The 26,129-nt window shown below is 43.5% G+C and carries 26 protein-coding genes; 8 read left to right on the top strand and 18 right to left on the bottom strand.

All coding sequences use genetic code 11. The annotated features are described in order from the left end of the window. Positions 1–226: 226 nt before the first annotated feature. Positions 227–1,648 (bottom strand): cytochrome c oxidase accessory protein CcoG, encoded by a 1,422-nt coding sequence (ccoG, locus tag CXF82_RS16810; RefSeq protein ID WP_101089506.1) that lies wholly within the window; start codon positions 1,646–1,648, stop codon positions 227–229. Between the two features lie 88 nt (positions 1,649–1,736). On the opposite strand from ccoG, the gene CXF82_RS16805 reads away from it, so the two are divergent. The 3 genes from CXF82_RS16805 to CXF82_RS16795 all read left to right on the top strand — a co-directional run bounded on the left by CXF82_RS16805 (position 1,737) and on the right by CXF82_RS16795 (position 3,512). After that, positions 1,737–2,090: a hypothetical protein gene (locus tag CXF82_RS16805; protein ID WP_101089507.1), complete on the top strand. Its 354-nt coding sequence runs from the start codon at positions 1,737–1,739 to the stop codon at positions 2,088–2,090. Between the two features lie 140 nt (positions 2,091–2,230). After that, complete coding sequence (locus tag CXF82_RS16800; RefSeq protein ID WP_101089508.1) at positions 2,231–3,133, top strand: 1,4-dihydroxy-2-naphthoyl-CoA synthase; 903 nt, start codon at positions 2,231–2,233, stop codon at positions 3,131–3,133. Between the two features lie 181 nt (positions 3,134–3,314). Beyond that, on the top strand, positions 3,315–3,512 hold the full coding sequence (locus CXF82_RS16795; protein ID WP_101089509.1) for a DUF2061 domain-containing protein: 198 nt from the start codon (positions 3,315–3,317) through the stop codon (positions 3,510–3,512). A gap of 22 nt (positions 3,513–3,534) precedes the next feature. Here CXF82_RS16795 and CXF82_RS16790 read toward each other — a convergent pair whose 3' ends face one another. Then, positions 3,535–4,731, bottom strand: a complete 1,197-nt coding sequence (locus CXF82_RS16790; RefSeq protein WP_101089510.1) for a potassium/proton antiporter — start codon at positions 4,729–4,731, stop codon at positions 3,535–3,537. Positions 4,732–5,290: 559 nt separating this feature from the next. Between CXF82_RS16790 and CXF82_RS16785 the strand changes: the two genes are divergently transcribed. From CXF82_RS16785 to CXF82_RS16760, 5 genes are all read left to right on the top strand, one after another. Then, the gene (locus tag CXF82_RS16785) at positions 5,291–6,100 is read left to right on the top strand and encodes a phosphate ABC transporter substrate-binding protein (protein WP_101089511.1); all 810 of its coding nucleotides are present in this window, start codon (positions 5,291–5,293) and stop codon (positions 6,098–6,100) included. A gap of 97 nt (positions 6,101–6,197) precedes the next feature. Continuing rightward, positions 6,198–7,103, top strand: coding sequence for a phosphate ABC transporter permease subunit PstC (gene pstC / locus CXF82_RS16780; RefSeq protein ID WP_102044610.1), 906 nt, complete (start codon positions 6,198–6,200; stop codon positions 7,101–7,103). Beyond that, on the top strand, positions 7,103–7,960 hold the full coding sequence (gene pstA, locus CXF82_RS16775) for a phosphate ABC transporter permease PstA (RefSeq protein ID WP_101089513.1): 858 nt from the start codon (positions 7,103–7,105) through the stop codon (positions 7,958–7,960). The genes pstC and pstA overlap by 1 nt, the downstream gene beginning before the upstream one ends. A gap of 12 nt (positions 7,961–7,972) precedes the next feature. Then, entirely contained in the window at positions 7,973–8,722 is a 750-nt protein-coding gene (gene pstB / locus CXF82_RS16770) for a phosphate ABC transporter ATP-binding protein PstB (RefSeq protein WP_101089514.1), read from the top strand. A 577-nt stretch (positions 8,723–9,299) separates the two neighbouring features. Beyond that, complete coding sequence (locus CXF82_RS16760; RefSeq protein ID WP_101089516.1) at positions 9,300–9,575, top strand: hypothetical protein; 276 nt, start codon at positions 9,300–9,302, stop codon at positions 9,573–9,575. 78 nt (positions 9,576–9,653) lie between these two features. Here the strand turns inward: CXF82_RS16760 and glmS are convergent, their stop codons facing one another. The 16 genes from glmS to CXF82_RS16680 form a co-directional block, all read right to left on the bottom strand. Then, positions 9,654–11,483: a glutamine--fructose-6-phosphate transaminase (isomerizing) gene (gene glmS, locus CXF82_RS16755; protein ID WP_102038665.1), complete on the bottom strand. Its 1,830-nt coding sequence runs from the start codon at positions 11,481–11,483 to the stop codon at positions 9,654–9,656. Positions 11,484–11,563: 80 nt separating this feature from the next. Then, entirely contained in the window at positions 11,564–12,334 is a 771-nt protein-coding gene (locus CXF82_RS16750; protein ID WP_101089518.1) for a DeoR/GlpR family DNA-binding transcription regulator, read from the bottom strand. 150 nt (positions 12,335–12,484) lie between these two features. After that, positions 12,485–14,623, bottom strand: a complete 2,139-nt coding sequence (locus CXF82_RS16745) for a TonB-dependent siderophore receptor (RefSeq protein WP_180961222.1) — start codon at positions 14,621–14,623, stop codon at positions 12,485–12,487. Between the two features lie 297 nt (positions 14,624–14,920). Next, positions 14,921–16,288: a bifunctional UDP-N-acetylglucosamine diphosphorylase/glucosamine-1-phosphate N-acetyltransferase GlmU gene (gene glmU, locus CXF82_RS16740; protein ID WP_101089520.1), complete on the bottom strand. Its 1,368-nt coding sequence runs from the start codon at positions 16,286–16,288 to the stop codon at positions 14,921–14,923. Between the two features lie 99 nt (positions 16,289–16,387). Next, positions 16,388–16,744 carry a DsrE/DsrF/TusD sulfur relay family protein gene (locus CXF82_RS16735; RefSeq protein WP_102044608.1) on the bottom strand — a complete coding sequence of 119 codons (357 nt, stop codon included), beginning with the start codon at positions 16,742–16,744 and terminating at the stop codon, positions 16,388–16,390. A 335-nt stretch (positions 16,745–17,079) separates the two neighbouring features. After that, positions 17,080–17,508: a F0F1 ATP synthase subunit epsilon gene (locus tag CXF82_RS16730; RefSeq protein WP_101089522.1), complete on the bottom strand. Its 429-nt coding sequence runs from the start codon at positions 17,506–17,508 to the stop codon at positions 17,080–17,082. Positions 17,509–17,567: 59 nt separating this feature from the next. Next, complete coding sequence (atpD, locus tag CXF82_RS16725; RefSeq protein WP_101089523.1) at positions 17,568–18,944, bottom strand: F0F1 ATP synthase subunit beta; 1,377 nt, start codon at positions 18,942–18,944, stop codon at positions 17,568–17,570. Between the two features lie 35 nt (positions 18,945–18,979). After that, positions 18,980–19,840 (bottom strand): F0F1 ATP synthase subunit gamma, encoded by an 861-nt coding sequence (gene atpG / locus CXF82_RS16720; RefSeq protein WP_101089524.1) that lies wholly within the window; start codon positions 19,838–19,840, stop codon positions 18,980–18,982. A gap of 48 nt (positions 19,841–19,888) precedes the next feature. Next, positions 19,889–21,430, bottom strand: a complete 1,542-nt coding sequence (gene atpA, locus CXF82_RS16715; RefSeq protein ID WP_101089525.1) for a F0F1 ATP synthase subunit alpha — start codon at positions 21,428–21,430, stop codon at positions 19,889–19,891. A 14-nt stretch (positions 21,431–21,444) separates the two neighbouring features. Beyond that, positions 21,445–21,978 (bottom strand): F0F1 ATP synthase subunit delta, encoded by a 534-nt coding sequence (gene atpH, locus CXF82_RS16710; protein WP_101089526.1) that lies wholly within the window; start codon positions 21,976–21,978, stop codon positions 21,445–21,447. 16 nt (positions 21,979–21,994) lie between these two features. After that, positions 21,995–22,465, bottom strand: a complete 471-nt coding sequence (atpF, locus tag CXF82_RS16705; protein WP_101089527.1) for a F0F1 ATP synthase subunit B — start codon at positions 22,463–22,465, stop codon at positions 21,995–21,997. A gap of 37 nt (positions 22,466–22,502) precedes the next feature. Continuing rightward, complete coding sequence (gene atpE, locus CXF82_RS16700) at positions 22,503–22,754, bottom strand: F0F1 ATP synthase subunit C (RefSeq protein ID WP_011639455.1); 252 nt, start codon at positions 22,752–22,754, stop codon at positions 22,503–22,505. 63 nt (positions 22,755–22,817) lie between these two features. Then, a complete protein-coding gene (atpB, locus tag CXF82_RS16695; protein ID WP_101089528.1) occupies positions 22,818–23,612 on the bottom strand; it encodes a F0F1 ATP synthase subunit A in 795 nt (264 codons plus the stop codon). Between the two features lie 12 nt (positions 23,613–23,624). After that, positions 23,625–24,008, bottom strand: coding sequence for an ATP synthase subunit I (locus CXF82_RS16690; RefSeq protein WP_101089529.1), 384 nt, complete (start codon positions 24,006–24,008; stop codon positions 23,625–23,627). A 223-nt stretch (positions 24,009–24,231) separates the two neighbouring features. Next, the gene (locus CXF82_RS16685; protein ID WP_101089530.1) at positions 24,232–25,119 is read right to left on the bottom strand and encodes a ParB/RepB/Spo0J family partition protein; all 888 of its coding nucleotides are present in this window, start codon (positions 25,117–25,119) and stop codon (positions 24,232–24,234) included. A 9-nt stretch (positions 25,120–25,128) separates the two neighbouring features. After that, positions 25,129–25,917 carry a ParA family protein gene (locus tag CXF82_RS16680; RefSeq protein ID WP_101089531.1) on the bottom strand — a complete coding sequence of 263 codons (789 nt, stop codon included), beginning with the start codon at positions 25,915–25,917 and terminating at the stop codon, positions 25,129–25,131. Positions 25,918–26,129 lie beyond the last annotated feature (212 nt).

Raw genomic sequence — 26,129 nt, 5'->3', positions numbered from 1 at the left:
CAAATCTCCGAAGAGTTTTAACTCTCTAACACCGCTGCAAGTCCCGTACTACCTAAGTAGTTGGCCTGCTGTGCCGTGTCAGTGGGTGCGAATTATAGGGAATTCCTCAGTAAGCGCAAGGGTCTTTCTTCATAAAAGTGAAACAATCATGCCAACCGCATGGTTATCAAACGATACGTACAAAAAAGGGGCTGAAAGCCCCTTTTTTACCATTTATATCGCTAGATTAGTTACCAAAAAAGCGTGATTCTTGTTTAGCTTCTATAGCACCATCATTAGTCTCTACTTCAAAGTTGATATGTGTCATCGCTCTGGTGAGATCAACTGGGTCAACAGCGATACTGATCGGAAGTGTTAATACCTCCCCGCCATTTAAAGTCACTTGTTGTGGGCCAATCCATTCATAGTTAGTTAAGCCTGCCACTGTCATATTATAGATATGGGTACTTTCGGTCTTATTAAGGATCTTTAGCGTAAAGGTGTTCTCAATTAAACCTTGGTCAGTTTCTCTAAACAATAGGTTACGGTCACGGATAACATCAATGCGGATCGGAGCAATTGTCGCAGTGGCATATATAAAGACTAAAATCATCACCGATAGAATGACACCGTAGCCAACAAGCTTAGGACGTAAGACTTTCTCTTTTACCCCTTCTAACTTGTTCTCAGTGGTATAACTGATTAAACCTTTGTCGTATCCCATGCGTTGCATCGTGGTATCGCAAGCATCAATACATGCACCACAGTTAATGCACTCGTACTGTAGACCGTTACGTATATCGATACCCGTTGGGCAAACCTGTACACATAAGTCACAATCAATGCAGTCGCCTAAGCCCATCGCTTTATGGTCCGCTTTGCGTGATCTTGGCCCTCGCGTTTCACCGCGCTGAGTATCGTAGCCCACTATATAGGTATTTTTATCAAACATAGCAGCTTGAAAACGGGCATAGGGGCACATATGAATACACATTATCTCGCGCATCCAACCGGCGTTACCGTAAGTCGCAAAGGTAAAGAAGATCACCCAGAAATAGATCCCACCACTGGCACTTAAGCTGAATACTTCTAAGTAGACTTCTCGTGTAGGCACAAAGTAGGAAACAAACGTCATTGCGGTTAATAACGATACCAGCAACCAAGCCGCATGTTTTGCCGTTTTACGCCAAAGCTTATTAAAGCTCCATGGCATCTGATCTAGCTTTATACGTTTATTACGTGCGCCTTCGAGCTTCTCTTCAAACCAAATAAAGATAAAGGTCCAAACCGTTTGGGGGCAGGTATAACCGCACCAAACCCGCCCTAGATAGGTGGTAATAAAGAACAATCCAAAGGCTGCTATCATCAGTAGTGCGGCAAGCAAAGTGAGGTCTTGTGGCCATATAGTTAAGCCGAACACATGAAACTTTTGCTCTGCTAAGTTAAACCATACAGCTTGCCTGTCTCCCCAAGGGATCCAAGGCAACAGTAAAAAGAACAGCATCGCGATCCAACCTAAACGTCGACGCAGTGTGCTCCATAAGCCTTCTACAGCCCTTACATAGATTCGATTTCGAGGATTAAACCTATCCGCCTTACTAGCATCTGGTTGATGGATTTTGATTCTTTCTACTTTTGAAAAATCTTTTTTATTTTGCTCTTCGTTCATTTTGTAGCCTTACAGCTTTAATATTGCTAGAAAACTAGCTTATTATAACGCTTATAATACAAGTTATTCACCTATATAGGACTAATTGATGAAAGGCTGGATTTTAATAGCGTTAATTGGCGGTATCCTTTATTACCTCTATACCGAAACGGACACACTTGATGAACCTGTTGCCGAAGTACAGGCTATTTATCAACAAGCTGAGGACAAACTTGATAGCATGACTGGCACGCAAATGAAGCGTATTGACGCTAAAGTTAATCTCTTAACGACTGATATAACAGAACGACTATCGGTTACAGAGCAACAAGCCCTAAAACTCATTAGCCAGTCACAGGTCAAACTAGATGACTATAAAGAGCGCTATTGTGGCAACGGTGCCGAGAGGCACAGTAGCTTTAGTAAAGAAAACCAAACTTATCTATGCGACAAATTGAATTAGGCAGCGATAGCCTAACCAATAAGCCATTGCGATAGATCTCAGTTCACGCATTAGCGATTAATGTTAATTGACCTGAGATCTGATTCCGCCTAGCCTTTACTCATTACTGTTATATAACGAAATGAAAAGGCTAGCTGCTCATGACTGAAAAAGTATCTGATATTTTTGACCCCGCATTATGGGATGTCGTTCCTGGATTTGATTTCGAAGATATTACCTACCACAGAGCTAAAGCTCAGGGAACCGTTCGCGTTGCGATAAACCGTCCTGATTGCCTGAACTCGTTCCGACCAAAAACGGTAGATGAACTTTACACGGCACTCAATCATGCTCGCCAATGGTCTGATGTAGGCTGCGTGTTAATTACCGGCAACGGCCCATCAGCTAAAGGGCAACACTCTTTCTGTGCTGGCGGTGATCAACGGATCCGCGGCAAAGATGGTTACAAATACGAAGGGGCTGAAGAGGGCACGCCAGATGTCGCTCGAATGGGCCGCCTACATATTCTTGAAGTACAGCGCCTAATACGCTTTATGCCTAAAGTGGTTATTGCTGTTGTACCTGGTTGGGCTGTGGGCGGAGGGCATAGTTTGCACGTGGTCTGTGACTTAACTTTAGCTTCAAAAGAACACGCAGTATTCAAACAGACAGATCCTGACGTTGGTAGCTTTGACTCTGGCTACGGCAGCGCTTATTTAGCCAAGATGATTGGCCAAAAACGTGCTCGAGAAATCTTCTTCCTTGGTTTTAACTACACAGCAGAAGAAGCCTTCGATATGGGTATGGTTAACCGGGCTATTCCTCATGCAGAGCTTGAGACCGAAGCGTTAAACTGGGGGAAAGAGATTAACTCCAAGTCGCCAACGGCTATGCGCATGCTCAAATATGGGTTTAACTTACCTGATGATGGTTTAGTGGGACAACAGCTTTTTGCAGGTGAAGCAACACGTTTGGCTTATGGTACAGCGGAAGCTCAAGAGGGACGTGACGCATTCTTAGAAAAGCGTGATAAAGACTTCTCATCATTTCCATGGCACTACTAATTGACAGATTGAGCAATTAATCAGAGATGATGTAAACCCATCAATACATTAAAGATGTTGATGGGTTTATACCCAAAAAGACTTTCCAATCGAATATTCCTATCAAACTTATCTATATAAACCTCTTTCAATTGCAAATGATAATCGTTATCATTTGATTAACTTTTAAAGGAGTACCCTCATGACCAAGACTATGACCTTTGCGATTCTTCATTTTAGCGTCGCCTTCACAGTGACTTATTTGCTAACAGGCAGCGTTATCATTGGTGGTGCAATAGCCTTAATAGAGCCCGCTATTAATACCGTAGTGTTCTATTTCCATGAAAAAATCTGGAAAAGTATTGAGTCTAAAAACGCCTTACAAAGCGCCACGGCATAAAGAGTTAGGTTCCAGTGCCACTTTAGTCTTTATCTGAATTGTTCAAACCGAGCTTGTTCGCTAGAGGCGCTATCGCCCCACCTTGGATAAACACAGAGAACAGCACGATAAAGAACACCATATGCACGATTTCGAGCGAACCTGGAACACCCGCTGCGGCAGGAATTAATGCAAATACAATAGGGGTAGCCCCTTTTAAGCCAATGGCCGAAATAAACAATCGCTTCTTCCAGCTCGCTTTTACAAATGGCAGATAACAAAGTTGCACAGCCAATGGCCTTGCAACCAACATCAGCAATATTGCAGGTAATAATGAACTCACAAATACCGCTGCTAGCGACTGCGGGAAGATCTGTAAGCCCAACACAATAAACATCAGTGCTTGAGCTAACCAAGACAAGCTATTAAGGAAGTGTTGATTAACCGATTGCCCACGCTTAATACCATTGCCTATCACTACACCCGCTATATAAGACGCTAATAAGATATTACCGCCGAGCATTTCAGCGCCATAAGTTGCCACCACAAAGCTTGCGAGCACAAAAACAGGGATAAGACCGAACTCGGAAAGATGAATTCGATTAAGTAACGTAACAGCCAGCTTAGCCACCAGCCCACCGACGATTATCGCCACCGATATCTGTGTTACTAATTCAAGCGCAATTTCAGAGGCTATTACCGTTTTACTCGCAGAAAGTGCCATATCGGTTAAGAAAATCACTAGTAACATAGCAACCGGGTCATTAGTTGCAGATTCAAATTCCAATATGGTGTCAGTTTGCTCTTTCAGCTTTAACTTTTTAGATTCTAAGATAGAGAATACGGCGGCGGCATCGGTCGATGACACGATGGCAGCAAATAGCAGGCAGGTGATAAAATCGAAATCAAGCAGCCAATATAAAATGACCGCAAAAAACATCGTGGTAAACAAGACCCCAAAAGAAGCCAATACACCGCCTTCTTTATAGGCCACTTTAATCTTATCAGTTGATGTGTTTATGCCACCAACAAAGACAATAATGTTTAGCGCCAGCCCACCAATCCAAGCCGTTTTACCCAAGTCATCATAAACAAAGTTGAACTCACCGTTGCCTAACACTAAGCCCACAGCCATAAAAATAAGCAGTGAAGGGATCCCTAATGTTCTTGAAGGGTGATGCAGTAATATTCCGACTAAGATCAAAATAGACATACCAATCATGATCATTTCAGTCGTCATAAAACGTCCTTAAGTAAGTAGAGCTAATGAGAGTGTTAAAACCTAGCGCGTGCGGTGAGCGAAATATAAATCCGCTTTATAACCATTTATGTAGCTTAGTAGACTAAATTGCAATAACCGAATAGGTTGCAATTATCAGCTAATAATTAATGCGGCCAACCGATTACTGTCATAAAAGTTTAACAATAAATTTATCAAGCATTCTTCAACGTTAAATATACTACAAAACACTAGGTTAACCCTTAAATTAAGCTTAACGCTAAGTGAACCCCATGAAGCACACTAGTAAGTTAAGTCACCAAAACCAACTGCAACACATACCAAGCCCTCAAAAGTGGTTTTAAAATAGCATTTAAGAAAAGTCGTCTTAAATGTTACCAATCTAATAAAGTCCCTGCATTTTACTCAAGTAAAGCGCATTTACATTTTCAATTCAGCTTTTACATCAATAAAACACTGTCACCTAACTGTCATATATCTCTGTCTTAATGCAATCGCCTTCAGTGAGGCACTCATTTGGTTTCGTATTTAGACAACTTATAACAGAGTAGGAAAAGTAATGAAAAAAGTTATTAGCTTATTAACCGCTGTCGGTTTGATGGTATCGCCACTGGTTCAAGCTGGCACTGTTACCGTATCGGGTTCAACTTCAGTAGCACACGTAATGGAAGTGCTGGCAGAGAATTACCAAAATACCACGAAGAACAATGTTGAAGTGCAGAGCACAGGATCTTCAGCGGGTATTCGCGCCGCTAAAGATGGCACCAGCATGATAGGCATGTCATCACGCAACGTAAAACAAAGTGAGCTTAGCAGTGACACCAAAAAAGTTGTTATCGCACGCGATGGCATCGCAGCGGCTGTTAACAATGCCAACTTAGTAACAAGTTTAACCCAAGCTCAAATTTCGAAAATCTATCGCGGTGAAATTAAAAACTGGAGTGAAGTTGGCGGCGAGTCACGCCCTATTGTCGTCGTTACTCGTGAAAATGGATCAGGAACTCGCGGGGCTTTCGAAGAGATAATGAAGCTACAACGTAACATCAACGGTCATAAAGTTACCGCTATCACCCCTAGAGCCCAAGTCGGTAATGGCAACGGCATGATCAAGACCATTGTGGCTAACAACCCATATGCCATCGGTTATATCTCATTAGGCAGCGTCGATGACAGCCTACGTGCAATCGATGTTGATGGGGTTGCCGCAACAGATGACAACATTGCCACAGGTGACTATCAAATCGCTCGTCCCTTCATTGTGTTAATGGACAAGAACGCACCGAGTAATGCGCAAGACTTTATTAAATACATCTTGTCTGAAGACGGACAGAACATTGTCGCAAGCGAAGGTTATATCCGCGTTCAATAAGCTTACAAGGTCATAAAAAAAGAGCAGCTTTGCTGCTCTCTGTTTAGTTAATTGATCAGCCGATTATTTATAAGCCGTAAGATATCGAGGCCAAGTGATGAGCACTGCCAGTAAAGCCCGAGCGCAAGGACTGCAACTCGCCCCAGCAAAAAAACATGATTGGAAAGAGCTCTTTTTTCATCTGTTATTTCTAGCCAGTGCCATGATTGGCGTGGTGTCCGTCGCCACCATTGGTTGGTTTGTATTCCAAGAGGGACTGCCTGCGTTTAAAGAAGCTGGCATATTCAACTTGGTTTTTGGTCGTGAATGGTTACCACCAGCCCTTTACGGCATTTTTCCGATGATAGTCTCGACCCTCATATCAACAACGGGCGCGGTAATCATTGGCGTACCCATTGCGATTCTAACAGCGGTCTTCTTAGCGGAGCTCGCTCCTAAGTGGTTGGCTGATATTGTACGTCCTGCTGTCGAGCTGTTAGCCGGTATTCCTTCAGTTGTATACGGATTTTTTGGTCTCGTCATTATTGTTCCTGCAATCGAAGTCATCTTTAACATTCCAGCGGGTAACACCATTCTTGCGGGGATCATTGTATTGGCAATCATGATTTTGCCCACCGTAATCACCATCTCAGAAACCTCACTACGCGCGCTACCTCCGGTGTATAAAGAGAGTGCATTAGCGCTTGGCGCATCGCATATTTACAGTATTTTCAAAGTGCTTATACCTGCGGCACGCAGCGGTATATTCACAGGTGTAGCGCTCGGTGTTGCCCGCGCAATTGGCGAGACGATGGCCATTATTATGGTGATGGGTAACGCGCCAGCCATGCCAGGGTCGTTACTTGAGCCCGCAAGAACATTAACGGCCAATATCGCGATGGAGATGTCTTATGCCACAGGCATTCACTCCAGCGCCCTTTACTCAACAGGTATCGTGTTATTGCTGTTCATCGTTTTACTTAACGCTAGTTTGTTATATCTAAACCGTAAGAGGAGCGACTAATGCTTCAAGATAAGCGTATTTTCAATAGAGGCATACAAGACAAATTGCTGTTTGGCGCAATTTGGGCCGCGGCTGCCATCACGATTTTGTTCCTCCTGTGGGTTGTTTGGCACATTTTAAGTAATGGCTTGGCCTATGTTAGCTGGGAGTTCATCACTGGATCCTACACCCGTATTGGTGAAGCCTCGGGTATTTGGGCAATGATAGTATCAACCGTATATATGGTGGGTCTGTCACTCAGCATCGCCGCGCCTATCGGCATTATGACGGCCATATACCTAACCGAATATGCAGCTCCGGGCAGTAAAGTGGTTAAAACCATTCGTTTCTGTACTGAATCACTTGCTGGGATCCCATCCATCGTTTATGGCTTATTTGGTATGACTTTCTTCGTCACAACCTTAGGGCTGGGCTTCTCTATTCTTTCAGGCTCCTTAACACTGGCTATGTTGATATTACCTGTGATTATCCGAACCACAGAAGAAGCACTACTCGCGGTACCTATGAGCTACCGTGAAGGCGGTTATGCCCTTGGCAGCTCAAAAATCTACACTATCTGGCGCCTTATTCTCCCCAGTGCTCTACCCGGTATTGTCACCGCAGTGATCTTAAGCACAGGTCGAGTCATCGGTGAGTCTGCTCCGGTATTTTTAACGGCGGGAATGGTAACGCAAATACCCGAATCGGTGCTTGATTCGGGCCGTACCTTAACTGTTCACCTCTATAAGCTCACGCAAGAACTCTTTACCCAACATGAGTGGGATCAGGCTTATGCCACCGCAACAGTGCTGATTGTATTAGTGCTGCTGCTCAATATGACCACCAAATTCATTGCTACACGTCTAAGCAAATCTTAAAAGGCTATCCCTATGAATAAGCTAGAAGTGAACAACTTAAACCTATTTTACGGCGATAACCATGCGCTAAAAAATATCTCAATGGCAATACCATCACGCCAAGTGACCGCACTTATTGGTCCCTCTGGCTGCGGAAAATCAACACTGCTTCGTACTCTCAATCGCATGAATGACTTGGTCGCAGGCGTGAAGATTGACGGTGATGTGATGTTTGAGGGAAACAATATCTATAAAGATGTTGATGTAAAACAGCTTAGAATGCGCGTGGGTATGGTTTTTCAAAAGCCTAACCCATTTCCAATGAGCATTTTTGAGAATGTCGCTTTTGGACTAAAAGCCCAAGGTGTCAGAGATAAACGAGTTTTAGCTGAAGCAGTAGAGGAATCGCTTCGTAGCGCGGCCCTTTGGGATGAAGTCAAAGACAGGCTCGACTCACCAGGCCAAGGCTTATCTGGAGGTCAGCAACAAAGACTGTGTATTGCCCGTGCCATAGCAATGAAGCCAGAAGTGATCTTGATGGATGAACCCACCAGCGCCCTTGACCCTATTGCAACTCATAAAATTGAAGAGTTAATGGATGAACTGCGTAAAAAATTCACCATAGTGATAGTGACCCATTCTATGAACCAAGCAAAACGCATCTCAGATAAAACCGCTTTCTTCTGGATGGGTGAGTTGGTCGAACACGGTGAAACAAGCCAGATATTTAATCATCCGCTAGACAAACGTACTCAGGGTTATGTCAGCGGAGAGTTTGGTTAAGCTCGTATCTTAAATTTAGACGCCCATTTTCTTACATGGGCGCACCAATTCTTCGCTTTATTCCCACTGAACAGATTATTTATCATTAGATAAGGATCTACTTAACGTACTAAAAAGCTAACACTTGATAAATTAAACCATTATTGTAAATTCTGTCATTCCGCTTGTGACCAACGTCAGCAAGCACTTCTTTTCAGCCAAAAGTTGATATCGACAGAGTCAACACAGTGTTTTTAGGGTGTATATGCAGGTCGAAATCTATAACAATAAATCACTTTGTTCAGAAACCAAGCACCTTTCTCAAGCATTACTTATCTTACTCTCTAAAGGGCTACCTCTAGATCAACTCCCGCAAGTAAAGGAGTCTATATTGGCAGGCAACGAGTTCGAATTTAAGAACTCTTATATTATTCGCCTATATAAGAAGCCCCTTAAACCGTAAAAATGAGTACAAAAGGTAATCTACAAAAACACATCCCCCTCTAACGGATTAACTTTTGCCGAGTGACTTGTTTAAATTTTGTTAATAAGTTAGCTTCGAGTTATGGGTTAATCATATACAGGGGTTAGAACTTATATGGAAAGAATCAGAGAAGCTCAAGAACACTTAAAAAGTGAGTTCGAAATCTATAATAATGCGGCAGCTAAAAAGCTCCCTCCTCTCGATATTGATTGCCCGGAAAAACTCGAAACCATGCTTGAGTTTGTCACTCGACGAGAGTCATTAAAACAAGCTAAAAAACTCAGCTCGCCACCCGCAGGAAAACTCAAAGCAGCAATTGCTGATACCTTGTTACTGCTGGATAATTTCGATATAAAAATAGCAAAAGAGAAAGGAGCTGCTGAGAAGTAGTTCAAAGCGTTTTTATCTGCATTAAAAAAGCCTCCTAAATTTAGGAGGCTTTTTTTGTTTATGAGTATTTAATCGGGCTTACTCTACGGTGACGGACTTAGCCAAGTTACGCGGCTGGTCAACGTCAGTCCCTTTGATCAATGCCACATGATATGACAATAACTGCAAAGGAATAGTGTAGATAAGCGGTGCCATAAACTCATCACAATGAGGCACAGGGATCACCTTCATAGTATCGTCTGACTCAAACTCAGCGTCTTTATCGGCAAAGACATACATTAAACCGCCACGAGCACGGACCTCTTCAACGTTAGACTTTAGCTTTTCAAGTAGCTCGTTGTTAGGTGCAACGACGATAACGGGCATATCAGCATCAATCAGCGCAAGAGGACCATGTTTAAGTTCACCCGATGCATACGCTTCAGCGTGAATATAAGAGATCTCTTTCAGCTTTAGCGCACCTTCCATCGCAATCGGGTATTGATCGCCGCGACCTAAGAATAGTGCATGGTGCTTATCTGCAAAATCTTCAGCCAGTTCCGCAATCGCATCATCTAAACTTAATGCTTGTTCGACTTTAGCCGGCATCGATTGCAAGCTTTGCGTAATATTAGCTTCCATCTCTGCTGACATACCATTATGGCGGCCAATCACGGTGGTTAGCATTAACAATCCTGCGAGCTGCACCGTAAACGCTTTAGTGGATGCAACACCAATTTCAACGCCCGCTTTCATCATGTAAGCCATATCGGACTCACGTACTAACGATGAACCGGCTGCATTACAGATAGTCAGTGTGGCTTTGTAGCCCATCTCTTTGGCTAAACGCATTGCCGCTAATGTGTCAGCGGTTTCACCAGACTGTGAAATAGTCACTAATAAACTATTCGGGAACAAATGCGATTTACGGTAACGGAATTCAGAAGCAATTTCGACGTTACAAGAAACGCCCGCCCAATCTTCTAACCAATAACGCGCCGCCATACCCGCATGGTAGCTGGTACCACAGGCGATGATCTGTACGTGCTTAATATCTTTTAAGAATTCAGCGGCATTTTCACCAAATGCTGAATCTAGAACTTTACCACCTGCAATGCGGCCTTCAAGCGTATGGGCAATTGCTGTTGGCTGCTCATAGATCTCTTTTAGCATGTAATGACGATATTCACCTTTATCACCCGCATCATGGGTAACTTCAGACTCTTTCATTTCACGCTCAACGGCGTTGCCATCAATATCAAAGATATTAACTTCACGACGAGTCACTTCAGCAACATCACCCTCTTCAAGGAACGCAAACGAGCGAGTAACAGGCAGTAATGCTAGCTGATCAGAAGCGACAAAGTTTTCGCCTAAGCCATAACCAATCACTAATGGGCTGCCACTGCGTGCCACAACCATGCGTTGGCTGTCACGACGGTCGATAACCACAGTACCGTAAGCGCCTTCTAACTGTTTAACTGTTACTTGAACCGCAGCAAGTAAAGTGTCATGAGTTTTAAGTTCATGATGAACCAAGTGACAAATAACTTCGGTGTCGGTGTCAGATGCAAAGGTATAACCTAAGCCTTTAAGCATGACGCGCAGTTTATTGTGATTTTCGATAATACCGTTATGGACCACGGCAATATCACCTTCTGACTCATGTGGATGCGCATTACGTTCACTCGGCTCACCATGAGTAGCCCAGCGCGTATGAGCAATACCAGTACCGCCAGTCAACGGCTGCTCTTCAAGTGCTGATGATAATTCCTGCACTTTACCTACTCGACGAGTACGGCTTAATTCACCATTATGAAGTACAGCAACACCTGCTGAGTCATAACCGCGGTATTCAAGTCGTCTTAATCCTTCAACTAGAATTTCTGCAACATCCCTTTGCGCTACTGCGCCAACTATTCCACACATTTTGATTACCTAGACTCTCTAACGAAGAGTTAATTTGAGATTAAAAACTAAAAATTGAATTTAAAAATGGATAACCTCAGTTACCCCACATACGGCGCAAGAATGACTCGCACCCCATGCTTTGAAATACTCTCAACCGCCTCAGTAGGTAGCTTGTCATCAGATACAAGCACACTAATATTGCTCCAAGGCAGTTCTAAATTTGGGATACGTCGACCCAGTTTTTCAGATTCGAGCATCACGATCACTTCGCGTGAGACTTCAGCCATCACCTTACTTAGGCCGGTTAACTCATTGAAGGTGGTTGTGCCACGTTCAAGGTCAATACCATCGGCTCCAATGAACAGTTGGTCAAAATTATAGGAGCGTAAAACCTGTTCCGCTATTTGGCCTTGAAATGATTCCGAATGCGGATCCCAAGTCCCGCCAGTCATTAATAGCGTAGGCTCATTCTCGAGATCGTGTATGGCATTGGCCAGAGTGAGAGAGTTAGTCATGACTAACAATCCACGCTTAGCATTTAACTGCGCAATTAAGCCTGAAGTTGTACTGCCGCTATCGATGATAATACGGTTATGATCTCTTATCAGTTCAGCTGCAACCCTAGCGATAGATAGCTTATTCGGTGCGATTTTGGCACTAAATTGCTGAGTCACTTCATCAGGTACGGCTACCGCGCCGCCATAACGCCGAAGCAAGAGGCCTGTCTTTTCTAACGTGCCGAGATCTTTACGAATGGTGACTTCAGAAGTTTCAAAACGTAAGGATAACTCTTCAACACTCACCTCGCCTTGCTCATTAAGCAGGCTAATAATGCTGTGACGTCGTTGTTGAGTGTTACGTTTATTCATAATTTAGCATTTAAGTTTCGTTTCGAAAGGTGGATTATAGACAAACGAAACTTAAAAGCCAGTTTTGAAACTTATAAAACCTATATAAGCTGAATTTTAGTCAAAAAAAAGCCCCTATCTTTCGATAGGAGCTTTTTGTTATAAAAGAGCTTAGAACTTAGCTTCTAATGCCAAGCTAAAGTTACGACCTTCACCCACAGTGACATCAGTGTTAGTACCACCCGCTAGATAATCAACATCGAATAGGTTTTTCACGTTCATACGAACACTGACATCGCTACCCATTATATCCATGGTATATGCCGCGCCCATATCGAAACGAACATAACCGTCTTTACTGATGGTGTTGCTGGTATTAGCAAAACGCTCACCCACATAGATAGCACCAAAGTTAAGTGCTAGTGCTTCTGTCATCTCATAACGCGTCCATACGTTGGCAGACCACTCTGGTGCATCAACAGGTGTCAAACCATCTAAGCTATCTCGATCATTTGCGCTAGTTATATATTCAGCATCAAGATACATCATTGAGCCGGTCATAAACCACTTCTCACTCACTTGACCTTGAGCACCCATTTCAAAACCTTTATGGCGTTGCTCACCTTGTTGAGTCGTTTTGTAGATATTGCCATCTTCATCTGGCGTTTCTAGCTCTTGCTGCACGGTAACGTTTGAAACGGTAATATCAAATATGGCACCGGTTAATAGCAAGCTGCCATCAAACAGTTCCCACTTAGTGCCAATCTCATATTGCTCACCGTATTCAGGGTCAAGGTTCATGCCGTTGCTAGCATCTTCATCGTTATTCACAATCCCTTGCGGAGTGAAGCTCTTAGAGTAGTTTACGTAGATACTGCCATTTTCAGCAGGTGAATAAATAACACCAAATTTAGGTGAAACGGCGTAACTGTTACCACCGTCGCCATCTTTCTTTTGTTCGTCATAACGCACACCAGCAAGGACTTGCCATTCATCGTTAATCGTCACGAGATCTTGAACATAGAAACCATAATGCTTATAGCTACTCTCGTATAACGTTTCATCGCGATTATAATCAAGATCAGGCTTAGGTAACGGCTGACCAGGCATCACAGTTTGTTTTTTCGTGCCAGACTCTTTTAACTGACCATAGTAGTAATCAAGCATGTTGGCGCCAATAAGCAATTGATGCTCAACATCACCTGTATATAAGTTACCAGTGAAATCGACATAACCTGTTTTATGTTGCCAATCATCATAGCGATCGAATGGACTAACAGTGTAACCATCAGTAAATGGGTCTTCTGAACCACTAATCAGTGATGGAGATGAATCTAAACGTTGGCGATTAAACTGCTGGTCGTTATAGCCGGCCTTAACTTGCCAATCATCAGTTAGATAATAAGTTAAGTCAGCCCCCATATTAGAGATGGTATTATCGGTGAACGCCCACGGCTGATCCCAAATAATGTCACTGCCACCAATCAAATCACCGCTACTGTCTAACCAGCCACCGCGATCAATCCCCGTTTTGTCTTGGGTATGGTCATATTTAACCGACAGCATTAAGTCATCAGTAATATCAAACTCAAGGTTTAGATAGCCTAACCAACGATCACGTTCCTGATTAGTGCCATCTTGGTATTCACGCCAGTATTGAGTGTCCTGCTTAACAAGCACAGTACGATAACGAATCGTTTCTGATTCATTTAAGCTGCCACCGGCATCAATTTGAAAACGGGTAGAACCGTGTTCATCAGTGTCAAAACCAATGTCTAGCATAGTGTCATATGTCGGCTTTTTGCTAACCATATTAATCAGCCCACCAGGGCCTGATTGACCATAAAGCATGCTTGAAGGGCCTTTAAGTACTTCAACTTGTTGCAAGGTTTCAATGGGCTGTACGTAGTGAGACCATTGCTGTTGACCGTTGATCAAGTAACCTGAACCTGACGACAACTCAAAACCACGGATGCTAAAAACTTGGCGATTCCATTTTTCACTGCCTCCCGTCACACTAGAATCGTTAACCAGTACTTCACCTAGGTTCGTCGCTAACTGCTCATCGGTAACAAAATCTGGAATAACGGTTACCGATTGCGGAGTGTCAAGAATATCGATATCACCACGCATTGCACCTGAAGATGAGCCCACTTTATAGTCGTTAAAACTACGTCCAGTAACCGTAATACGCTCGATGTTGCTCTCTACAACAACGTTAGATTCTGCTGTAACTTCTTCAGCAAAAGTCGTTGATGATGCTAAAGCAGCAACAACGGCAAGACCGATACGAGAAAACTTAAAAGACATAGCCAACCCCAAAAATGAAACCTAAATGTAATAATTGGGCGTAATATAAATGAGAATTGTTTTTATTTAAGTTTCTTTACACTCCTTTACAAAGGTAAGTGACACTCATCAAGCAAAGGTCAAAAAACAAGCAAAGGCAAGCAAAGTGCACAACATAAGTAACCAAGCGTTACAGTGGTTTAAACCAATGACTAGGTGGAGAGACCTATAGCGTTTAACGAAGTAAAGAGGATTTTAGGATGCAGATGCTAAGTAAAAAGCGACCATGAAGGTCGCTTTTTGGCAGGAGATGTTTAGTTACTTCTTCGAGCGTTTTACCGGTCGTGCCCAACCCGATATATGACGCTGCTTAACACGGGTGATAACAAGCTCATCAGCAGCAACATCTTTGGTAATGGTAGAACCAGCACCCAGTGTTGCGCCTTTACCAATCGTCACCGGTGCAATAAGTTGGGTATCGCTGCCAACAAAGACGTTATCTTCGATAACCGTTAAGAACTTATTAGCGCCATCATAATTACAAGTAATGGTACCTGCACCAATATTGACACCACTGCCTATCTGCGCATCACCGATATAAGCTAAGTGACCCGCTTTAGACCCTTTACCTAATACGGCTTTCTTGATCTCCACGAAATTACCTACATGGGCATCTTCTTTTAGTTCAGCACCTGGGCGTAAACGAGCAAAAGGCCCCGCACTAGCACTAACACCTACTTTGGCATTCTCGATAATAGAATAAGGTTTAATAACCGCATTATCACTAATTTCACAATCAATAAGAATGGCACCAGCACCAATAGTGACGTTATTCCCAATAGTCACTTTGCCTTCGATAATCACGTTGATATCAATCATCACATCCATACCAACAGTAACATCACCACGGATATCAATGCGGGCAGGATCACGCAGGTTAGCGCCTTCAAGCATGAGTTTTTCAGCAGCACGTACTTGGTAAGCACGTTCTAGTTGTGCCAACTGCACGCGGTTATTAGCGCCTTCAACTTCTACCGCAGATTCAGGCTGAGCGGTCGTAATTGCCACGCCATCTTTATGTGCCATAGCAACAATATCAGTGAGATAGTATTCACCCTGTGCATTGTCTGATGACAATTGGCTCAACCAAGATTTAAGTTGCTTACCGGGAGCTGCCATAATGCCGGTATTGATCTCATTGATAGCTAACTGTTCTGTAGTAGCATCTTTCTGCTCAATAATGCCAACCACTTTATCTGCTTCGCGTACGATGCGACCATATCCCATTGGATTGGGTAGGTTAACGGTCAGAATAGCTAGACCACCGTCTTCTCGCGCTGCGAGCAAGGAATCAAGCGTAGCGGCTTGTATTAATGGCACGTCACCGTAAAGGATTAACACAGTGTCATCATCAGCTATATTGTCATTGGCCTGTGCCACAGCGTGACCAGTACCCAATTGCTCAGCTTGTAAAATCCAATTAAGTTGTTGTTCGCCAAGCTTAGCTTGTAGCTTATCCGCACCATAGCCATAAACAAGCTGAATAGCGTCACTGCCAACGTCATGAGCGGTATCAATCACATGTTGAACCATACTCTTATGAGCAATTGGGTGAAGAACTTTGGGAAGATCTGAGCGCATGCGGGTTCCCTTGCCTGCGGCCAAAATCACGACATTCAGTGCCATTACTAAATCCTTGAGCTGATGCTTGTTTAAAAAAATTTGGAACGCTAATTTTAAGCTAAATGCCCGCTAAAAGCGACTCTACCGTAAAGACTGCAACGATTAAAAGGTCAGCGTTTTGTCAGCCATTAACACCCACTGAGCAAGATCATCCATAGTCGCCACTTCACAGCTATCAATCACCGTTAACTCAGTTAATCCACGAGCATGCATACATGAACCACAAAACTTAACTTCCGTTTTTTGTGCAATGATAATCTCAAGCATTTGCTGAATGTTATAACCTTCGGCTGGATTCTGTTTTGGCAGTACTGCTGTAATAGCATCTGATAACAAAAACAGACTCACCTTCGCAGTTGGACTCTCTTGCTCATTGAGTTGTATCGCCAAACGCAGTGCGTTAAAAAGCTTCTCTGAACCATAAGGGGCATCATTGACGATGATTAGAACGTGTTGCATAGATAGATTCTCTAGCATTAATAATAATCACCAGAGGGTAGCATTCAAACAGGAGAGAGGGTTTTACTTAGATCACGTTCTAATATTATCAGATATGAGACGGCATAAATGCCGACCTACAACGAAGGTTCTAGCCTTCGTTTCGATTTTTTATTTTTTTATATGCTCTGATCTTTTCGTTTTTTCCGAGAGTGAGCTTGCGAGCGTTCCGTTATCCGTCAGCGAAGCGTTCGCCTTTCCTAGGACCTTTATTAGCTTTTCCTAGAACCTGCTTTTAACCTTTTTTAAAAACAAAAAAGGCGCCCTTAGGCGCCTTTTTTCATCAAACAATAACCTTATCTGGCAATGTTTTTCTTGATGGTTTCAACAACGCGCAATTGAGCCATAGCCTGAGCTAGTTCAATCGCAGCGGCTGCATAGTTGAAGTCAGCGCCAGCATCTGCCATAGCAGATTCTGCACGACGCTTGGCTTCTTCAGCAGCCTTTTCGTCAATTTCATCGGCACGCAATACCACGTCAGCCAATACTGAAACAGAAAAAGGTTGAACTTCCAGGATACCACCCGAAAGATAAAACACCTCTTCTTTCCCATCTTGCTTGACGATGCGTGCCATGCCAGGTTTGATATGTGTCAGTAGTGGCGCGTGACCAGGCATAACGCCTAGATCACCTTCTGAACCAGTCACTTGTAGATGTGCTACAAGGCCAGAATAGATGCTACTTTCTGCACTTACTATATCAAGTTGTACTGTCATGGCTGCCATCAGTTCTCCTTAAACTAGTGTTCTGCACCAATGTTTTCACATCAGTACAGAATACTCAGTTATTTTTTGTTAGCTTTCTCAACGGCTTCGTCGATTGAACCAACCATGTAGAACGCTTGCTCTGGAAGGCTGTCAAACTCACCCGCTAGAATGCCCTTAAAGCCACGAATAGTGTCTTTAAGAGAAACGTACTTACCTGGAGAACCAGTGAATACTTCAGCTACGAAGAAAGGCTGAGAAAGATATTTTTCAATCTTACGAGCACGTGATACGGTTGTCTTATCTTCATCAGATAATTCATCCATACCAAGAATCGCAATAATATCTTTCAGCTCTTTATAGCGCTGAAGTACAGTCTGCACACCGTTAGCAACATCATAATGCTCTTGACCAACAACCAAAGGATCTAATTGACGTGAAGTCGAGTCCAATGGGTCAACCGCTGGGTAAATACCCATAGAAGCGATATTACGTGACAATACAACAGTCGCATCTAAGTGAGCGAAGGTTGTTGCTGGTGATGGATCCGTTAAATCATCCGCAGGTACGTAAACGGCTTGAACAGAGGTAATAGACCCTGTTTTAGTCGATGTAATACGCTCCTGAAGTACACCCATCTCTTCAGCCAATGTTGGCTGGTAACCTACTGCTGATGGCATACGGCCTAGCAGTGCAGATACTTCAGTACCTGCCAAGGTGTAACGATAGATGTTATCAACAAAGAAAAGAACATCTTTTCCTTCGTCACGGAATCTTTCGGCCATAGTCAGGCCAGTAAGTGCCACACGTAGACGGTTTCCTGGAGGCTCGTTCATCTGACCATAAACCATGGCCACTTTGTCGAGAACACCAGAATCTTTCATCTCGTAGTAGAAATCGTTACCCTCACGAGTACGCTCACCTACACCAGCGAAAACTGATAAACCTGAGTGTGCTTTAGCGATGTTATTAATAAGTTCCATCATGTTGACGGTCTTACCTACACCAGCACCACCAAACAAGCCAACTTTACCACCTTTAGCAAACGGACAAACAAGGTCAATAACCTTGATACCCGTCTCTAAAAGTTCAGTAGAGCTTGATTGATCTTCGTATGAAGGAGCTTCACGGTGGATCACATAGCGATCTTCTTCACCGATTTCACCACATTCATCAATAGGCTCGCCCAATACATTCATAATACGGCCAAGGGTTTTATCCCCAACCGGAACAGAAATTGGTGAACCAGAGTTTACGACCTCAAGACCACGACGCAGACCATCTGAAGTACCCATAGCGATGGTACGAACTACACCACCACCAAGTTGTTGCTGAACTTCCAGCACCAAGCCTTCACTTTCGATCTTTAGAGCGTCATATATCTGAGGTACGGCATCTTGTGGAAACTCAACGTCCACAACCGCGCCAATGACTTGGACAACAGTACCTGTGCTCATGATAAATCCTCTAAAACTTGTATTCGTTACCTAGCCTAAACGGCTGCAGCGCCAGCAACAATTTCCGACAGTTCTTGCGTAATCGCAGCCTGACGAGCCTTGTTGTAAACTAACTGCAAGTCACTAATAAGATCACCAGCATTGTCGGTTGCAGACTTCATAGCAACCATACGGGCTGCTTGTTCAGACGCAATATTCTCAACAACACCTTGGTAAACTTGCGACTCCACATAACGAACCAATAAAGTATCCAAAAGTTCTTTTGGATCTGGCTCGTATAGGTAGTCCCAATGATGAGAAATCTCATCCTCTTCTGACTTTGGCAAAGGTAGCAGCTGCTCGATCACCGGCGTTTGGGACATAGTATTAACGAATTTGTTAAACACTACATACAAACGGTCCAGCTTGCCTTCGTTGTATTCTTCTAGCATCACACGTACTGTTCCGATCAGGTCAGCGAGCTTTGGAGCGTCGCCTAAACCAGATGCATGAGCAGGTACTATTCCGCCAAAATTAGTGAAGAACTGTACGCTACGAGCGCCGATTGGGCAGAATTCAACTTCTACACCAGCTGCACGTTGCTTCTTCACGTCTGCGACAACCTTTTTGAAAAGGTTAACGTTCAGACCACCACAAAGACCACGGTCGGTTGACACCACAATGTAACCAACACGCTTAGCCTCTCTCACCTCTAGATAGGGGTGTTTATACTCGAGAGAACCTTGCGCTACGTGACCGATCACCTTACGCATATTTTCTGCATATGGACGGCTTGCGGCCATGCGTTCCTGCGCTCTGCGCATTTTGCTGGCGGCAACCATTTCCATAGCAGACGTGATCTTCTGAGTGTTTTGAACACTCGCGATCTTGGTTTTAATCTCTTTAGCGTTGGCCATCTTAACTCTCCAATCTGGACCTGAGGTGCCTTACGACACCTCTTTCGATTACCAGGTTTGGGTTTCGACGAACTTGTCCAAGCTAGCCTTTAACTCACCTTCAATATCGGCATTATAGTTGCCAGTATCGTTAATGGTCTTCATAAGGTCAGCATGTTCGCTGTTCATGAAAGAGAGCAAAGACGCTTCGAAATCACCAATCTTATTAAGCTCAACGCTCTTTAAGTAACCTTTTTCAGCTGCGAAAATAGACACAGACTGATCAGCGATACTCATAGGGGCATATTGCTTTTGCTTCATAAGTTCAGTAACACGCTCACCATGCTCAAGCTGAGCACGTGTTGCATCATCTAAGTCAGATGCAAACTGTGAGAACGCTGCAAGCTCTCGATACTGTGCAAGTGCGCTACGAATACCGCCTGACAGTTTCTTGATGATCTTAGTCTGAGCCGCACCACCTACACGAGAAACAGAAATACCAGGGTTAACAGCAGGACGTAGTCCAGAGTTAAATAGGTCTGTTTCAAGGAAGATCTGACCATCAGTAATCGAAATTACGTTAGTCGGTACGAATGCAGATACGTCACCCGCTTGAGTTTCGATAATCGGCAATGCTGTCAAAGAACCAGTTTGGCCTTTAACTTCGCCTTTAGTGAACTTCTCAACATACTCAGCGTTAACACGTGAAGCACGTTCTAACAGACGAGAGTGAAGATAGAATACATCACCTGGGTATGCTTCACGTCCTGGTGGACGCTTAAGTAGCAATGAGATCTGACGGTAAGCAACTGCTTGCTTAGAAAGATCATCATAGACAATAAGTGCATCTTCACCGCGGTCGCGGAAATACTCACCCATTGAACAACCAGAGTATGGAGCCAAATATTGTAGAGCAGCAGCTTCAGAAGCTGTAGCAACAACAACAATGGTGTTCGCCAAAGCGCCATGTTCTTCTAGCTTGCGTACCACGTTAGCAATTGTAGAAGCCTTTTGGCCTACAGCTACGTATACACACTTAATGCCAGTATTTTTTTGATTAATAATTGAATCGATCGCTAGAGCGGTTTTACCGATCTGACGGTCACCAATAATTAATTCACGTTGTCCACGACCGATTGGGATCATAGAGTCAACGGCTTTATAACCAGTTTGCACTGGTTGGTCTACTGACTGACGTTCAATAACACCTGGTGCGATAACTTCAACAGGAGAGAAACCATCGTTGTCGATAGGTCCTTTTCCGTCGATTGGCTCACCCAATGTGTTGACTACGCGGCCTAATAGACCACGGCCAACTGGGACTTCCAAAATACGACCAGTTGTTTTAACTTTATCGCCTTCTGCCAAAGTGGCATAAGGACCCATTACTACGGCACCGACAGAATCGCGTTCTAAGTTCAACGCGATTGCGAAACGGTTACCAGGCAGCTCGATCATTTCACCTTGCATCACATCGGCTAGGCCGTGGATGCGGATGATGCCGTCACTTACTGCAACGATTGTACCTTCGTTGCGAGCTTCACTAACGACTTCGAACTGCTCGATCCGCTGTTTAATCAGATCGCTGATTTCAGTGGAATTCAGTTGCATGCTCAAACTCCCAATTACGACTGCAGCGTATCAGACAGACGCGAAATTTTTCCGCGGACCGAGCCATCAATGACTAAGTCTCCTGCCGTGATAATTACGCCAGCAATAAGGCTGGCATCTATGCTGCAATTCAGCTTAACTTTGCGTGCTAGACGTTTCTCTAAAGAAGCGCTCATGGCCTGTTGTTGCTCAGAGGTTAGCTCTGTAGCTGAAACGACGAACGCTTCAACTTCTTTCGCATGCTCATGTTGCATCTCAACAAATAGTTGAGCAACAGCTGGTAGCACTACTAAACGACCGTTTTCAGCCATTACCTTTAACAGATTATGAGCTTGCTCATTGACCTGCTCACCACAAACTCCAATAAAGAGTTCTGCAAGCTGGTTACTGGCTAAAGAGCCAGCCAATAGAGTCTGCATAGTTTCGTTTTCACTAACTTGTGCGGCAAAATTAAGCATTTCTGCCCAATTCTCTATTGCATCTTTTTCAAGAGCAAATTCAAAAGCTGCCTTTGCGTAAGGACGAGCGATGGTGGTTTGTTCAGCCATAACTCCAACTCCTTATTTAAAGTTCAGCAACAAGTTTATTAACTATGTCACTGTGGGCGGCTTCATCAATCGAACGTTCAAGAATTTTTTCAGCGCCGGCAATAGCCAGTACAGCGACTTGCTTACGCAGGTCTTCTTTTACGCGATTACGTTCAGCTTCAATTTCTGCATAACCTTGCGCGATAATCTTAGCGCGCTCAGTATCAGCTTCGGCTTTAGCTTCATCAACGATTTGAGCTTTACGCTTATTAGCTTGCTCAATAATTTCGTTAGCAGTCGCTTTTGCATCTTTGAGTTGATCAGTGGCTTTCGCCTGTGCCAACTCAAGGTCTTTCACGGCACGGTCAGCATCAGCTAAACCGTCGGCAATCCTTTTTTGACGTTCTTCGATGGCATTCATCAAAGGAGGCCAAACAAACTTCATGCAAAACCACACGAAGAGTAAAAAGGCAACCGTCTGACCGAGTAGGGTAGCGTTGATATTCACAACAGCCTCCTATTAAGTTTAAAGACAGAAGCGTTTATTAAAGCATTGCACCAAGAGGGTTAGTAAAGAGCATAAATAATGCAATACCAACACCGATCATAGTTACGGCGTCTAAAAGACCCGCTACGATGAACATTTTAACTTGTAGCATAGGAGCCATTTCTGGTTGACGCGCAGCGCCTTCCAAGAACTTACCACCTAGTAGGCCGAAACCGATAGCAGTACCTAATGCACCCATACCAATCAACAGAGCAACAGCAATAGCTGTCATGCCTAATACAGTTTCCATCTCTATCTCCAATATTCTAAATCGTTGTTATTAATGATTTAGTTTAAAAATTTACAGCTTTCCTTAATGATCTTCATGCGCCATGCTTAAGTAAACAACGGTCAACATCATGAAGATAAACGCCTGTAAAGTGATAACCATAATATGGAAAATTAACCAACCTAGCTGTAATGTTACACCTAGAGTAGATAATGCCCAGTTAGCACCGTACATCAACGCAATAAGGATGAAAATCAACTCACCCGCATACAAGTTACCAAACAAACGCAGTGCCAATGAAATTGGCTTAGCGATCAAAGTAACTGTTTCTAGCAGAAAGTTGACGGGTATCATTGCCCAATGGTTAAAAGGCTGCATGGTCAGTTCTTTAACAAACCCTGAAATACCCTTGACCTTAATGCTGTAATAAATAATCAGCACAAACACACCTAAAGCCATACTAAAGGTAATGTTTAAGTCAGTCGTTGGTACAACTTTCATGTAAGGGATACCAGCAGCAAGTGCTAGTGATGGGATCCAGTCAACTGGAACCATATCCATGAAGTTCATCATGAATACCCATACAAAAATCGTTAATGCCAACGGAGCAATAACAGGATTGCGGCCATGGAAGGTTTCCTTAACGCTACTGTCAACGAACTCAACTATCATCTCGACAAAACACTGAAGTTTGCCGGGAACACCGGTAGTTGCTTTCTTGCCAACGCTACGGAATAGCCACAAGAACAAAACACCAAGCCCAACCGAAAAGAACAATGAATCAATGTGCCATGTCCAGAAGCCTTCGCCAACACTTAGGTTGGTAAGGTGGTGCTGGATATAGCCCTGCGGTGTTAACGCTTCACCAGTTGCAGCCATGATTCATCCCACTTAACTTTGCTTGAAATATAAAGGAGCTGTCCAATGCATCACTAACGCCAGGGTGTAACATACAAAAAGAGGCATAAAACCAATTTCTATATTGATAAACACAAACGAAAACATTGCTATGGTTAACAGCATCTTTACCGCTTCCCCCCAGTAAAAAGTCTTAACAACTTTAGCTGCGGAGCTTGCTCCCGTATGGGAAAAAGCGAGGGTTGCGAATACAAAATTAGGGAGTACAGCAATAGCACCACCTGCTAATGCAGATATACCATACTGAGCTCCCCACATGGCGAAAAAGAAAACAGAAACACTTCCAGCCACCGCCGCCTGTATCAAAACTAATTTATAGGCTGACCAACGGCCACGACGTGCTAAAACCTTGCTCAATTTATCTTCTCCGCATTATAACTTCCTGTTTCGATGACCGGACGACATATATCCGTATAAACCCGAGGTACAAAAAGCTTGCGAAAGTATACCGTTTCAGTGTTTCAAAGCAAGTTTAACCGTTAGAAAAAGGAGACTTTTAGCGTGATCTACGCCAAAAGTCTAAAAGTGGAGGATTAACAGATGTCACAAAATTACATAATATTGTCGTAACGTCGGTTTTTTAGCGGATTTTACTGATAATACCCTCTAATTCAGCCAAATTTTGATAGTTAATTACCATTTTCCCTTTACCTTTCTTATTATGGGTAAGAGAAACCTTGGCACCTAGTCTTTCAATTAATTGGCTCTCTAGACGGACTACATCGTGATCTTTAGGTGCTTTTTCGACGATTTCAGTTTGATTTAAGGTTTGGTTAACTAATCGTTCGGTTTCGCGAACAGTCAATTCTTTAGAAACGACTAATCGAGCCAAATTTGTCTGCTCGTCACCTTCAATAGCCAACAAAGCACGACCATGGCCCATATCAATATCGCCATACTCCAACATACGCTTAACATGCTCATTGAGACCGTTTAAACGCAGTAAATTGGATACTGTGGCACGTGACTTTCCTACAGCATCAGCAATTTGTTGATGTGTAAGATTGAACTCTTCAATCAAACGATTTAATGCAATAGCTTCTTCCATCGCATTCAAATCTTCACGTTGAATATTTTCAATCAAGGCTATCGCGACTGCAGCTTCGTCAGCGACTTGTTTAACAATACAGGGTATCTTTGCCAGCCCAGCAAGCTGCGAAGCGCGCCAGCGACGTTCACCCGCTATAATTTCAAAGTTTTCAACAGAGACTTTGCGTACCACAATCGGTTGGATAATCCCTTGAGCACGAATTGACTCAGCAAGTTCTTCAAGCGCTTCGGCCGACATGTCTTTTCGAGGCTGATACTTGCCAGGTTGAAGCCTATCAATGTCTAAGGTGATCAGATCATTATTTTTAATATCTTGCTCACCTTCAAACGTTTTAGGTTCAAGTCGCTTGCTGGCGGCATGGCTAGTACTCAATAAAGCATCAAGCCCTTTGCCTAAACCTCTTTTCTTCACTGTCATTTCTCTTCCTTAATCCTGCTCAGCCAGTTCCAATTGCTCTGCTCGGCGAATAATTTCACCAGCCAATGCGAGATAGGCTTTTGCTCCTGCGCTCGATTTATCGTAATACATTGCTGGGGCACCAAAACTAGGCGCTTCAGCAAGACGCACATTTCTTGGGATCACAGTGCGATAAACTTTATCACCAAAATGCTGTTTTAGTTGATCGGATACATCGTTAGACAAACGGTTACGAGGATCGTACATGGTCCGTAAAATCCCTTCGATGTGCAAACCATTGTTTACCATAGAGCCTAACTTAGTGATGGTATCCATCAACGCGGTTAAGCCTTCTAATGCGTAATACTCACACTGCATAGGGACCAATACAGAATCAGCCGCAGACATGGCATTAACGGTCAGCATGTTGAGTGAAGGCGGGCAGTCGATAAAGATATAATCGTAATCATCTTTAATCGGCGCAATAGCATTACGCAAGCGAACTTCTCTGGCGAAAAACTCCATCAGCTTAATTTCAGCGGCAGTGACATCGCCATTGCCTGCAATAAGATCATATTTTCCGCTAGTGTTTCGGCAAACAACTTCTTCGAATGACTTCTCTTCAACCAATAATTCATAGGCGGTGTTTTCGACGGTATATTTATCGATACCACTGCCCATGGTTGCGTTACCTTGCGGATCGAGATCGATCAGCAGCACACGACGTTTAGTTGCAGCTAGAGAAGCCGCTAAATTAACACAAGTTGTTGTCTTTCCGACGCCACCTTTTTGGTTGGCTACGGCAATCACTTTACCCACAATATCACCCTGTAAGTCACTGTTATTGTATTCCGGCCCTCTCTCATTGGCTGTCTAAAAAAAATGAGGGGGAATTAATGCGCATATTTTATATAATTGCTTGAAGCGCTGAAAGATTGCAACCGTTCAGTACGTTTTATCGCTAATGGTTCAAAAAACCATCGTTAAAGATGGTCTAAACCACGACATCAAACGAGTATATTTCCAGTTTG

Source organism: Shewanella sp. GutDb-MelDb, from assembly GCF_002836075.1.
Classification (GTDB): domain Bacteria; phylum Pseudomonadota; class Gammaproteobacteria; order Enterobacterales; family Shewanellaceae; genus Shewanella.
Note: the sequence above shows the minus strand (reverse complement) of the source record. Positions and strands in the feature narration are given on the sequence as shown.

Coding starts and splice junctions, on each gene's coding strand:
- pstA (WP_101089513.1), top strand. CDS start 7,103: ATGCTTCAAGATAAGCGTATTTTCAATAGAGGCATACAAGACAAATTG.
- glmU (WP_101089520.1), bottom strand. CDS start 16,288: ATGGCACTGAATGTCGTGATTTTGGCCGCAGGCAAGGGAACCCGCATG.
- pstB (WP_101089514.1), top strand. CDS start 7,973: ATGAATAAGCTAGAAGTGAACAACTTAAACCTATTTTACGGCGATAAC.
- CXF82_RS16730 (WP_101089522.1), bottom strand. CDS start 17,508: ATGGCAGCCATGACAGTACAACTTGATATAGTAAGTGCAGAAAGTAGC.
- CXF82_RS16800 (WP_101089508.1), top strand. CDS start 2,231: ATGACTGAAAAAGTATCTGATATTTTTGACCCCGCATTATGGGATGTC.
- CXF82_RS16790 (WP_101089510.1), bottom strand. CDS start 4,731: ATGACGACTGAAATGATCATGATTGGTATGTCTATTTTGATCTTAGTC.
- atpH (WP_101089526.1), bottom strand. CDS start 21,978: ATGGCTGAACAAACCACCATCGCTCGTCCTTACGCAAAGGCAGCTTTT.
- atpE (WP_011639455.1), bottom strand. CDS start 22,754: ATGGAAACTGTATTAGGCATGACAGCTATTGCTGTTGCTCTGTTGATT.
- CXF82_RS16685 (WP_101089530.1), bottom strand. CDS start 25,119: ATGACAGTGAAGAAAAGAGGTTTAGGCAAAGGGCTTGATGCTTTATTG.
- ccoG (WP_101089506.1), bottom strand. CDS start 1,648: ATGAACGAAGAGCAAAATAAAAAAGATTTTTCAAAAGTAGAAAGAATC.
- CXF82_RS16760 (WP_101089516.1), top strand. CDS start 9,300: ATGGAAAGAATCAGAGAAGCTCAAGAACACTTAAAAAGTGAGTTCGAA.
- atpD (WP_101089523.1), bottom strand. CDS start 18,944: ATGAGCACAGGTACTGTTGTCCAAGTCATTGGCGCGGTTGTGGACGTT.
- atpA (WP_101089525.1), bottom strand. CDS start 21,430: ATGCAACTGAATTCCACTGAAATCAGCGATCTGATTAAACAGCGGATC.
- pstC (WP_102044610.1), top strand. CDS start 6,198: ATGAGCACTGCCAGTAAAGCCCGAGCGCAAGGACTGCAACTCGCCCCA.
- CXF82_RS16795 (WP_101089509.1), top strand. CDS start 3,315: ATGACCAAGACTATGACCTTTGCGATTCTTCATTTTAGCGTCGCCTTC.
- CXF82_RS16745 (WP_180961222.1), bottom strand. CDS start 14,623: ATGTCTTTTAAGTTTTCTCGTATCGGTCTTGCCGTTGTTGCTGCTTTA.
- CXF82_RS16735 (WP_102044608.1), bottom strand. CDS start 16,744: ATGCAACACGTTCTAATCATCGTCAATGATGCCCCTTATGGTTCAGAG.
- atpG (WP_101089524.1), bottom strand. CDS start 19,840: ATGGCCAACGCTAAAGAGATTAAAACCAAGATCGCGAGTGTTCAAAAC.
- CXF82_RS16750 (WP_101089518.1), bottom strand. CDS start 12,334: ATGAATAAACGTAACACTCAACAACGACGTCACAGCATTATTAGCCTG.
- CXF82_RS16785 (WP_101089511.1), top strand. CDS start 5,291: ATGAAAAAAGTTATTAGCTTATTAACCGCTGTCGGTTTGATGGTATCG.
- glmS (WP_102038665.1), bottom strand. CDS start 11,483: ATGTGTGGAATAGTTGGCGCAGTAGCGCAAAGGGATGTTGCAGAAATT.
- atpB (WP_101089528.1), bottom strand. CDS start 23,612: ATGGCTGCAACTGGTGAAGCGTTAACACCGCAGGGCTATATCCAGCAC.
- CXF82_RS16805 (WP_101089507.1), top strand. CDS start 1,737: ATGAAAGGCTGGATTTTAATAGCGTTAATTGGCGGTATCCTTTATTAC.